This window comes from Bradyrhizobium sp. (assembly GCF_019244115.1).
GTDB lineage: Bacteria > Pseudomonadota > Alphaproteobacteria > Rhizobiales > Xanthobacteraceae > Bradyrhizobium.
The window spans coordinates 1-11,204 of record NZ_JAFATE010000143.1; the positions used below are offsets into that span (position 1 = coordinate 1).

An 11,204-nucleotide genomic window follows, 5' to 3' on the forward strand; every position below is an offset into this window, starting at 1 on the left:
GCATGCGCTACCTCGGCGAACAAAAGATGATGCAAGAAACAACACGTGTTTTTGCGCCCGCCGTCGAGTCTGTGGAGCTCAACTTCCGCCTGGACGGCAGCGTGGCCGTTCGACATAGCCAAGAATTGCTCTGGTGGCTGCAATCATAACACTCATCGGCGCCCCAATTAAAGGTTGCAAGTTAGCTTATTGCTGCCTCCAGAACTCTCGCGTTATGGTGGTGCCGGGATAAGGCATGAATTCATCTGGCGAGGACAGCCATGGTTGCAACAGCATGATGACACTCGCCTCGTAGGCGAGGCTCGAATGGCGTGGCAGGGACAAACCGGGAGCAAGCGGAGAACGGAGTCACCCCCGAGATTCGCCGGCTCGCCGAAGACGTCATCGAACTGCAGGCCGCCATAGAGGCGGAGCCACCCAGCTCGTCGCCGTGCGGATCGCCATTATGGGATCGCCATGCGCCCGTTTCCAGCATGGCGCCTCGTGAGCCTGGTGGTGCGCCCACGCGTTCTGGTCGATGAGGCGCCGGCCACCAATCCCATCGCCAGCAAAGCGAGACCGCCGATCAGCACGGGAAGCACACGAGCTACCGGGCCGCTGACCACGATCGCGCTGTCCTGCGCTTCGCTGCCGAACCGGCCCCGCGTCCGATGCAGCGGTGTCACCGGATTGACCAGATTGTCGGCGCGCTCCGGGCTCACCGGCTGCGTGGTCTCCTGTGCGCCGACGACAAACCTCGCCAGATAATGGTCGAGGAATGCAGGCAGCAGCATATTCCCAAGGATCACCTTCAGCGTACTCAGTCCGATCCAGTATTCACGGTGCGGCCTGTGCACGGCGTCAAACACCGTCCGTGCGATCACCTCGGGTTGCACGACCGGGGCGACCGGACGCGGCTGCCTTGGCATATGGGTGCGCGCCCAGTCGAACTGCGGCGTATTGACGGCGGGCAATTCCACCATGGTCAATCGAACGCGGCTTGCTTCGTGCAGCAATTCGGTGCGCAGCGAGTCGGTGAAGCCGCGGATCGCATGCTTGGCGCCGCAATAGGCCGACTGCAGCGGAATCCCGCGATAGGCCAGCGCCGAGCCGATCTGGATGATCGTGCCGCGATCGACCGGACGCATGTGCCGAAGCGCCGCCATCGTGCCGTGGACGAAACCGAGATAGGTGACTTCAGTGACGCGGCGAAATTCCTTCGGCGTCATGTTCCAGAACGGGGAGAAGACCGTGACCATGGCATCGTTGATCCAGACGTCGATCGCACCGAACTCACTCGCGATGCGGTCCGCGGCGGCGAACACGGCCTGTGCATCGGCGACGTCGGCGGGCGCGACCAGCGCGGTACCACCCATGTCCTCGACCTCGCGGCGAACCTCGTCGAGCGCTGTGGCATCGCGCGCGATCAAGCCGATGCGCCAGCCGGCGCGAGCGAACCGGTGCACGATCGCGCGGCCGACGCCGGCCGAAGCGCCGGTGACGACGACGACCTGCGCCGGGCGATCAGAAACCACTGCCTGCATCTTAGATCTCCGGACGTATCAAGGCGAGGCCCGTCGTCGGGTCCTCGACCTTCTGCAGATGCGCCGGGCTTTCGGTGACCACGACCTCCAGGGTCGGGCGCACGATGGCTGATCCGAGGTGCCCGGCGAGCGCCGTGCCGTCGCGCCGTCCGACGACCAGGTGAATGTGGAGCGCGGGCTCTCCCGTTGGCGCGAGCGCCACGTCCCCGATCAGCGAGGCCACTTCCACCTGCTCATCGATCCTGTTGCTCAGATATGTCTTGCTCTGCCAGTCGAAATATTTGAGCTCAAGGCTCTTGAAGGCACCGATCGCCGTGATCTGGGCCGCTGCGATCCGCCGCTCCTTCACGAAAGACTGCAGACTGGCCATCACTTCGTCGCCGGTCTCGAGCACGACGGCAAAGGTTCTTTGACCATTGGCCTCACCCAGAAGCTTTTGCTGCATGACTGACCTCCCGTGATAGCTGCGGCCGCGCTACAAGCCTGGCGCTCGCCTCCAGCTCGCCGCGGCGGGCGAGAACACGAATGCGATCCGCGGTGCGGCACGCGATCGCCTGGATGGTGAGCGAAGGATTGGCGCCGCCGACCGTCGGAAAAACCGAACCGTCGCAGATCCACAGGTTTGCAATGTCCCAGCTGCGGCAATCGGCGTTCACCACGCTCGTGTCCGGATCGACTCCCATGCGCGCCGTGCCGTTGAGATGGCAGGTGTCGTCGTCCTGCGTCCAGATGTCCCTGGCCCCGACCGCCCCGAGCGCCCGGCTCATGAATTTCAGCGAATGATCGATCAGCCGCTTGTCGTTGTCGCACCAGGCATAGGTGACGCGGGGAATGCGCAATCCGTATTGATCGGTCTCGTCGGCAAGCGTGACGCGGTTGCTCTCCTGCGGCAGCATCTCGCCGACGATTTTCAGGCCGACGACGTGATTGTAGTCCTTCATCTGCTCGACCAGACGAGCGCCCCAGAGACCACGCGCGCCCGTCAGTGTGTTGGCCCACAACTGCGGCAACGGGCCTTGGCTCATATAGGCGTAGCCGCCGAAAAAGTCCTTGCCCTTGTCTTCGTAGTTCCAGTGCTCGGTGATCGCGAGCGAGGGCGGCCCCTTGTAGGAGCGGATTTCGTCTTCCATGACGCCCCACACGGCCTGGTTGGATTGCGCCATCAGGTTCTTGCCGACGAGTCCCGAGCTGTTGGCGAGGCCGTCGGGAAACCGATCGGTCGCGGAGTTCAGGAGCAGGCGTGGCGTTTCGATGGCGTAGCCGGCGACGACGACATTGCGCGCGCGCTGGAAATGCCAGGCGTTCTCCCGCTGATAGTGCACGCCGGACGCCAGACCGGATTTCTCCACCTCGAGCCTGCCGACCATGGCGAGGTCGCGGATCTCGGCGCCGGCCGCCAGCGCGCGGGGGATCCAGGTCACGAGCGCGCTCTGCTTGGCATTGGTGGAGCAGCCGGTGACGCAGAAGCCGCGATAGACGCAGGGGTGTGCGAGGCCGCGCGGCGCCGAGAGCGTGGCGAGCGGCGTTTCCGTCCATTTGATCCCCATCGCTTCGCAGCCCTTGGCGAGCGCGAGCGCCGCGGCGTTCAATGGATGCGCCCGATAGGGATAGCGCGGACGCGGCGGTCCCCAGGGATAGCTGACGGGTCCCGAAATCTTCAGCGCCTGCTCGACCTCGGTATAGTAGTCCCACATCTGCCGCCAATCGAGCGGCCAGTCGGCGCCATAGCCGAGCAGGCTGCGCGCCTTGAACCATTCCGGGCGAAAACGCAGCGAGACCATCGCAAAGTGCACGGTCGAGCCGCCCACCGCCTTGCCGCTATTGTTGCTGCCGAGCTGCAGCGGATTGGCGCCATCGACGATGCGATCGTCGGTCCAATAGAGTTTTGTCTGCTCGGATTCATCCGACGCAAAATCCTCGAGCGGACGAAAATAGGGACCGGCATCGAACGCCACCACCGAGAAGCCGTATTCGGCGAGCTTGCAGGCCAGCGTTCCTCCGCCTGCGCCGGTGCCGATGATGGCGAAGTCGACGGCCTCGTCGTTGTCGTACTCCCGCATCGGCACCCAGCCGCCGGGGCGGAAGACATCGGGGGCGCGGCCATGACGCGCCCGCGGGCTATGCAGGGCGTCATCTGACACGGCTGTTGATCCGGCGCACCGCCGCGCCGTCCCCATGCGCTTCGGCTGCTTCCCAGGGGTCACGTTCATTGAAGTCGAGGCGGACATAGCCGCGCGGGCTTGCGGGACCACCCCAGCCGATCTCGCTCCAGGCCGCAGGATGGGCGTAGTAGGCGAGCACGATGTCGCGAGCGAGCCGCTTCTTGAAAAAGTCCTTTGGACAAATCGCGCCCCATTCGGAGGCATGCAGTTCGCCGGCTTCCGCCCGCTGCAGCAATGCGTCCTGAAGCCCCTCGGCAAGCGCCGCGAACCGATCGCGATACGCGACCCGCGCCTCGGCATCCAGCGCTCGGAGGCCAACCCGCCAGGCCTCGCCGTCGCGCGGCATGCCGGCGGTGCGATAACCATCCATGATGCCGTCGTGGAGCTTTTGATCGACGAGCGCCGCCACGGGAATCGGCGCGCGTGGCGGCGGCTGCGGCACGATGCGCGCGGCGATCGCAGTGACGGTCTCGAACTCGTCAGCCGTGAAGAAGCGCGGCTCCGGCGCGATCGCGAGCCGGCGGGCGATGACCTGGCGCGTCTTTGCGTTCCAGGATGGGCCGCTCCACTTTGCAAGAACATCATAGCCTGGGTAGCGGTCACCACCGCGGATACGGCGCGCGTCATGCATGCGGGTGCTCCTTCATCAGTCCGAGCGCCGCGAGACCTGCCAGCGCAAGTCCGGCAAAACTCGGCGGCGCAGGAATCGGCGGCCCGTTCAGCACGTTCTGGCTCCAGTTGCGCCAGCCGCCCATGTTGCGCGAGACGCCATAGGCGTGAAAGGCGACGCCGGCGAGCCCGACAAGCGCGAGCAGTCGCATCCAGACGCGGCTGAAGGCGTGCTCGCGTCCCGCTTTTCCTGCCGCGGCGCGCATCAGCAGGACAGCGCCGATTGGCGGCAGGGTGACCGGGACAGCCATGAACGGATTGTGGTAGGCGCCGCGGAAATGCAGCAGCCCGGCTTCGCCTGATGTCCCCAGAAGGCCGGCTCCGGCGACCGCGGCGATCGTTCTGCCAGCAGGCAGGTGAAAGATCTCGGGCCGGCTTGCGGCCCGGCTTTCACGAAGGCGTTCGGAACAGAAGCCGAGCAGTCCCGACAGCAGGATCGCCATCGGCGCGCCGAGCGGCGCGCCATAAAACAGGTTCTGCCAGCTGAACCCTCCGACCCTCTTGCCGACGTTGTAGAAGTGAAACCCGGTCCCGAGCAGGCCGGTCGCCGCCGCCAGCAGATAGGTGATGTCGCGCGCCTTGTGGGCAGACGGCCGCATGTCGGAGGTGCCGTGAATGCTGGTCGCAAGCGTCATGGCGGAGACGATCAGCGGCGTGACCATCGCCCTGTTCTTGAACGAGCCGCGATAATGCTCGATGCTGGAATCGGCCAGCACCGATGCTGCAAGCGTGCCTGCGGCGCGGTTCAGGCCCCGGGCGGCGCGCACTGTCGCCGCCTCTTGCTGGCGCGCGCGCCGCACGGGCAGCCCCGATTCCGGTCGCCGAGGCTGATGCTGCAGCGGGATGCGCTTCGGGTCCGTCGCCAAGATCGGCCCGACCATCAGGCCTGACAGCGCGACAGCCGCACCGCCGAGAAGTGCGAGATCGACGGCCCTGTTCATGCCACCCCCGCGACCGCGTAGCGCGCGGCATCCTGATGCTTGAATGACAGTCCGTTGCCAGGGCGCGAAAGGTCAGGCGCGATTCTGCCGTCGCGCGGCTGCGGTGCGCCGTCGAACAGCATGTGCTCGATGCGCGCATGGTCGTGAAACCATTCGAGATGGCGCAGCCGCGGCGCGGCGCAGGCGACATGCAAATGAAGCGCGGGGGCACAATGCCCGGAGAGATCGATGTGAAAGGCATCGCAGAGCGCAGCGATCCCCAAGAATCCGGTGATGCCGCCGCAGCGCGTGACGTCGGCCTGCTGGACATCGACTGCGTCGGCCTGCAGCATCGCGCGCACGTAGTCGGCCGTGTAGGCGTATTCGCCGGCGGCCACTTCCATCGGCTGTGGCCCACGCCGGCGAACCGCTTTCAGTCCCACCAAATCGTCTGATGACACCGGCTCCTCGAACCATCCGACGCCCTGATCGGCGAACTGATCTGCGAGGCCAAGCGCCTGCTTGCGCGTGTAGGCGCCGTTGGCGTCGACGAACAGTGTGGCGCGATCGCCGATGGCTTCACGCGCCACCTCGACCCGGCGCGGATCGCGGTCCGGCTGCGAACCCACCTTCATCTTGACGAAGGCGCAGCCTTGATCGGTGATCCAGCCGCCAAGCTGCTGCGCGAGCTCCCGATCCGAGTAGGTCGTGAAGCCGCCGCTGCCATAAATCTGGACCGAGCTGCGATAGCTTCCGAGCAGCCGAACCAGGGGCAGATCGAGCAGGCGCGCCTTGAGATCGTACAGCGCGGTATCCACGGCGGATATCGCGGTTGCTGCCAGCCCCTCCCTGCCGAGATTACGGACCGCGCGCTGCATCGCGAGCCACGCGCCTTCCGGGGCGAAGGCATCGTGGCCTACGATGGTCTTGGCCAGCTCGCCGCAGATGAGACCCGCGATCGAGGCGCCTGAATAGGTGTAGCCGATACCGACTTCGCCTCCGGCCGACACCTCGACCAGAACGAGGGTCGTCGAGTCCCAGGCGATCGTTCCGTCCGCTTCGGGACGATCCGTCGGAATCCTGAAGGGCCACGCCTTGACGCTCTCGATCGCGACGTCCAGTCTCATTCCTACTCTTTCCCGGGAAGCACGCTCGACAGCAATTCCTTGGCGGTATTCCTCAGCACACCGCCGAGCTCCGGCTCGGATGGAATCATGCTGACAAAATTTTTCGCGTCCTTCAGCGTGATATGCGGCGGCAGCGGCGGCACGTTCGGGTCGGTGTAGGCCTCCAGGATGACCGGCCGGTCGGCGGCCAGCGCCTCGTCCCAGGCCGCGCCGACCCGGTTCGGATTGTCGACAAAAATGCCCTTCAGCCCGAGCAGCTCCGCATACCGATGATAGGGAAAATCCGGAATGCTCTGGGTGGATTCGGTCTTGCCCGCGCCGAGCATGATGCGCTCTTCCCAGGTCACCTGGTTGAGGTCGCGGTTGTTGAGGACGAGCACGATCAGTCGCGGATTCGACCACTGCTTCCAGTATTTCGAAATCGTGATCATCACGTTGAGGCCGTTCATCTGCATCGCGCCGTCGCCCATGCAGGCAATCACCGTGCGATCCGGATAGGCCATCTTGCCCGCCAGCGCGTAGGGCGTGCCGGCCCCGAGGGAAGCGAGGCCGCCGGACAGCGAGGCCTTCATGCCGCGGCGCATTTTCAGGTCGCGCGCATACCAGTTCGCGACCGAGCCGGAATCGGCGGTGATGATGGCGTTGTCGGGCAGCCGCGGTGACAATTCCCAGAACACGCGCTGCGGGTTCAACGGCTCGGCGGAATCATGCGCCCGCGCTTCCAGCGTCCTCCACCACTCCTGGACGCCCTGCGTGATCTCGCGCCGCCACGAGGATTCGGATTTTGGCGTCAGAAGCGGCAGCAACGCCCGTAGCGTGGTCGCGCTGTCGCCGGCGATATTGACCTCCATCGGATAACGCAGACTGAGGCGGTTGCCGTCGATGTCGATCTGCACGCCGCGTGCCGATCCCGGCTCGGGAAGAAACTCGCTATAGGGAAAAGCCGAACCCACCATCAAGAAGGTGTCGCAGTTCTTCATCAGGTCCCAGCTCGGCCGTGTTCCGAGCAAACCGATCGAGCCGGTGACGAAAGGCAGATCGTCGGGAACGGCGGCCTTGCCGAGCAGCGCCTTGGCGATGCCGGCCTGCAATCGTTCGGCCACCGCGATCACCTCGTCGGTTGCGTCCAGCGCACCGGCACCGACCAGCATCGCGACCTTGTTGCCGCTGTTCAAAACGTTTGCGGCCGCGCGGAGCAGCGTTTCCTCGGGGAGTTTTGCCGGGCCTGCATAGCCGATGCCCGTGTGGGTCGCGCCGTGCGCCAAGGGCGGGTCCTTGTAGTCCAGCTCCTGCAGATCGTTTGGCAGGATCACGCAGGTCACCGCGCGCCTGTTGTCGGCGATGCGAACCGCGCGGTCGATCAGATGCCGGACCTGCTGCGGCACGCTGGCCATCGCGACATATTCCGTGACGTCCTGAAACAGCGTCTGCAGATCGACTTCCTGCTGATAGCTCGCGCCGATCGCGCTTCGCGCCTGCTGTCCGACCAGCGCGACGACCGGCACGTGGTCCATCTTGGCATCGTACAGGCCGTTGAGGAGATGGATCGCGCCGGGGCCGGATGTGGCGTAACAGAGCCCGACCTGCCCGGTGAACTTTGCGTGCGCGGAGGCCATGAAGGCCGCCATCTCCTCGTGCCGGACCTGGACGTACTCCATCCTGTCCTTGGCTTTTTCCAGTGCGACATCGAGGCCGCCGACCCCGTCGCCCGGATAGCCATAAACGCGTGTCAGTCCCCATTCGGACAGGCGGTGCCAGACGAATTCGCTGACGTTCATTGGATTGATCCCGATTAGGTTGAAGCGGAAGGGGCTGCGATTGATATCGAATCCAACGTGACGCGCTCAAAAGCGTTGCATCACCAGGAGATCGACCAAGGTCGCATTCGAAATCCGATCCGCCGTCCCTAATTCCAGGACACGTCACCCTGAGCCCGCTGGCGCCTCGGCAGGAACCTGTTTGCGACCGCCAGGGCCGCGGACTCTGAGGTCTCCAGGGCGATCTTCTGCGCGAGCATGACATCGCCCGCCGTCAGGAACCCGAACGGAACGAAGCACCAGCCTTCCCTGAGACAACCGAGATCATCGATCTCGTAGACGTTCGTCATTCTGCCGCGGTAGATGCGGTATCGCTTTCCGGTGTCGCAACCGACGACCTCGAAATAGCCGAGCGCCTCGAACTGTTGCCATTGCGCCGGCGTCAACCATTCCCGGAGCAGCCGCAGCCCCCGGGCGTCGCGCGTATTCTCCGCGGAAAACCTCTCGTAAAACCGGCGCACCGATTGCGCCAGCAGGCGGCCGGTGATTGCAGGCCGACGCAGCGACAACATTGCTGAACGCCTTTACCCGCCGACGAGACGCGGGAAGAACAGCGTTTCCTCGGCATTCGGGTCGAATGCGCTCACGCGCGTGACCTCGCCCGCCTTGGTGCGAACGGCCGCGGTAAAGCCGCGCGCCACCAGCTTCTTGAAGCGGGCTTCCGCGTTCGCCCGCGCTTGAACGTCTCTTGCATCGAAGTAGGTGCGGCTATCGCCCGTGTGGTCCATCACGATTTGCGTCGGCAAAGCAGACCTCCCAGTGTTGCAGGATCCTAAAGGAGACAACATTCCTTTGCTACGAACGTTCCTACTTCCAAGTCAGCCGATCGAGCCGCTATCGAACGGTCGACCGGCTTAGTCATCGGCTTCGGCGCTGCTTTCGCGTCCGCGCAGCCTTTTTCGCAGTGGTCGAGCGGCCCTTCGCGCCCTTGGTGCGGACCGCTTTGCGGGCGGCGGCCGAACGCGATGCCGCACTGCGGCGGCTGGCGGCGCGCTTGGCCTGCTGCGACAGCGCACGGTGCGAGGCCGAACTTTGCGGCTCGCGCTTCAGGACCTTTTTGACCGCTCGCGACACGCGCGGTCGGCGCCGCGTCTTGCGTCGGCCCTGGCCGGCTTCATAGGCGTATTTGGCGCCGCGGCGCGTACTCGCCTTGGCCTTGCCCTTGCGCGGCGGCGGAAGATCGACGCCGGCCCGGCGCGCTTCGGAGAGGCCGATCGCAATGGCCTGTTGCGGCGATCTCGCCCCATGCTCGCCGTGGCGGATCTTGTCGATCTGCTCCCGCACGAACTCGCCGGCCTGCGTGCTCGGCGATTTGCCCGCGCGCTTGTCCTGCCTGGCTCTTCGGATGGTCTCCTTTCGCGGCATCGCACTGCTCCGATCAAAATATTGCGACGACACTTGGCAACGCTCCGGACGACGAAATGATCCCGCGCGTGGAACCGGTCGCCAAGTCCAGGCATCCGGCAGCAAAGAACCGGCAATTTCCGATTCGGCTGTCGAACAGCGGAGGGACGCGAGTTTGCCCCGCCGCGGCGCGATCGCGCCCGGTTTTGCAAGGACGTCGCCCTCGACATCGAAGAGAGCGCAGGGGCGGCCGCGCCCACGGCCCGCCAGCAAGCAGAAAAGCTGGCTCGTCCGGCGAGAACAGCGACCGCCGTCTTCGCCGATCAGGAGTTCCTCAACTCCTGCCTTCCGCGCGCGGTCTGTCCAACCCGCTCAGCTCGCCCGCGCCGCGAACGGACGCATCAAGGGGCTCTCGCCGCCCGGCGGCAGCACCACGACGGTCGTGCCCTGCCTCACGCGATCGTAGAGATCGATGACATCCTCATTGGTCATGCGGATACAGCCCGACGAAATGGCCTGGCCGATATATTCGGGCTGGTTGGTGCCGTGGATGCGGTACAGCGTATCCTTACCGCCCTCGTAGAGGTAGATCGCGCGGGCGCCCAGAGGATTTGCCGGCCCGCCGGACACGCGCGAAGGATAGGGACCGAGCCGCTCCTGGATCTCCCGGGTCGGAATCCAATCCGGCCATTCCGCCAGCTTGCCGACGGTCGCGACGCCGGACCAGGCCATCGCCTCTTCGCCCACCGCAACGCCATAGCGGATCGCCTTGCCTTGCGGCAGCACATAATAGAGATAGCGCGCGTTGGTATCGACCAGGATGGTGCCTGGCGCTTCGCGGCGGTCGTAGTCGACGATGTGGCGCTGGAAGGCTTCCGGGATGCTCGCCTGCGCATAAGGTGGATGCGCCAACAGCTGGCGGTCGCGCGGCGTCATGCTGGCCGTCGATGACGGCTGCAATGTCGCCTGCATGCAGCCGCCGAGCAGCAGGACGAATCCCAACACAAGCCCCGATCTCGGCACGGCCCCGCCTCCGCTGTGTCACACTCCGAGCCATTTGGTTTGCAAATCGTGCCAAAATGATGGCGCGGAACAACCCGCGGACGACGGCCGTCTCAATTTCGCGTGTCGCCGAGGTCTTTCATACGACGCCGTCCGTTCGAACGACATCGCCTCGCGGCGCCGATGATGGCATCCCGACCGGATTTCTCAAGAACAGACGCGCTGCACCAGTTCGACGAGCTGTTCTGGGCTGAAGGGCTTGATCAGCCAGCCGTCGGCACCGGCCGCCCCGCCGACCGCCTCGTTGGCGCCGTCGGATTCGCTGCTCAGAATCACGATCGGAATGTCGCGGTACCGCGACATGGCGCGCACGCTCCTGGTCAGCGCGATGCCGTCGAGCTTCGGCATGTTCAGATCGGTAATGATGAGATCGAAGCTCGCCGTCGCGAGTTTGCCGAGCGCGGCCTCGCCATCTTCAGCCGCCTCGACCAGAAAGCCCGCGCCGCGCAACGCAAAGGCGATCATGTCGCGCATCGTCTTGGAGTCGTCGACGGCCAGAACACGCTTACTCATCGCAACGCCATCCAGCTCTTGAACCCAGCTCGACAATCTCATCCCGCGCTCCAAGGCCGCAACCCAT

Annotated in this window: 12 protein-coding genes; all 12 read right to left on the reverse strand. The window is 65.1% G+C overall.

From position 1 onward, the window contains the following. Positions 1 to 443 precede the first annotated feature (443 nt). Positions 444 to 1,523: an SDR family oxidoreductase gene (locus JOZ76_RS06440; RefSeq protein ID WP_291697792.1), complete on the reverse strand. Its 1,080-nt coding sequence runs from the start codon at positions 1,521 to 1,523 to the stop codon at positions 444 to 446. 1 nt (position 1,524) lies between these two features. Continuing rightward, a complete protein-coding gene (locus tag JOZ76_RS06445; protein WP_291697793.1) occupies positions 1,525 to 1,968 on the reverse strand; it encodes a PPC domain-containing DNA-binding protein in 444 nt (147 codons plus the stop codon). After that, positions 1,946 to 3,664, reverse strand: a complete 1,719-nt coding sequence (locus JOZ76_RS06450; protein WP_291697794.1) for a GMC family oxidoreductase — start codon at positions 3,662 to 3,664, stop codon at positions 1,946 to 1,948. The genes JOZ76_RS06445 and JOZ76_RS06450 overlap by 23 nt, the downstream gene beginning before the upstream one ends. Beyond that, positions 3,654 to 4,316, reverse strand: coding sequence for a gluconate 2-dehydrogenase subunit 3 family protein (locus tag JOZ76_RS06455; protein ID WP_291697795.1), 663 nt, complete (start codon positions 4,314 to 4,316; stop codon positions 3,654 to 3,656). Before JOZ76_RS06455 ends, JOZ76_RS06450 begins: the two co-directional genes overlap by 11 nt. Further along, positions 4,309 to 5,295, reverse strand: coding sequence for a hypothetical protein (locus JOZ76_RS06460; RefSeq protein WP_291697796.1), 987 nt, complete (start codon positions 5,293 to 5,295; stop codon positions 4,309 to 4,311). Before JOZ76_RS06460 ends, JOZ76_RS06455 begins: the two co-directional genes overlap by 8 nt. Then, a complete protein-coding gene (locus JOZ76_RS06465; RefSeq protein ID WP_291697797.1) occupies positions 5,292 to 6,401 on the reverse strand; it encodes an enolase C-terminal domain-like protein in 1,110 nt (369 codons plus the stop codon). The genes JOZ76_RS06460 and JOZ76_RS06465 overlap by 4 nt, the downstream gene beginning before the upstream one ends. A 2-nt stretch (positions 6,402 to 6,403) precedes the next feature. After that, positions 6,404 to 8,179 carry a thiamine pyrophosphate-requiring protein gene (locus JOZ76_RS06470; RefSeq protein ID WP_291697798.1) on the reverse strand — a complete coding sequence of 592 codons (1,776 nt, stop codon included), beginning with the start codon at positions 8,177 to 8,179 and terminating at the stop codon, positions 6,404 to 6,406. A 128-nt stretch (positions 8,180 to 8,307) separates the two neighbouring features. Beyond that, positions 8,308 to 8,730, reverse strand: coding sequence for a hypothetical protein (locus JOZ76_RS06475; RefSeq protein WP_291697799.1), 423 nt, complete (start codon positions 8,728 to 8,730; stop codon positions 8,308 to 8,310). Between the two features lie 12 nt (positions 8,731 to 8,742). Next, entirely contained in the window at positions 8,743 to 8,964 is a 222-nt protein-coding gene (locus JOZ76_RS06480; protein ID WP_291697800.1) for a hypothetical protein, read from the reverse strand. 112 nt (positions 8,965 to 9,076) lie between these two features. Further along, positions 9,077 to 9,583 carry a DUF6496 domain-containing protein gene (locus JOZ76_RS06485; protein WP_291697801.1) on the reverse strand — a complete coding sequence of 169 codons (507 nt, stop codon included), beginning with the start codon at positions 9,581 to 9,583 and terminating at the stop codon, positions 9,077 to 9,079. Positions 9,584 to 9,934: 351 nt separating this feature from the next. Beyond that, positions 9,935 to 10,534, reverse strand: a complete 600-nt coding sequence (locus JOZ76_RS06490; RefSeq protein ID WP_291697803.1) for a L,D-transpeptidase — start codon at positions 10,532 to 10,534, stop codon at positions 9,935 to 9,937. A 237-nt stretch (positions 10,535 to 10,771) separates the two neighbouring features. After that, on the reverse strand, positions 10,772 to 11,204 hold a 433-nt coding region (locus JOZ76_RS06495), incomplete at its 5' end, for a response regulator (protein WP_291697802.1).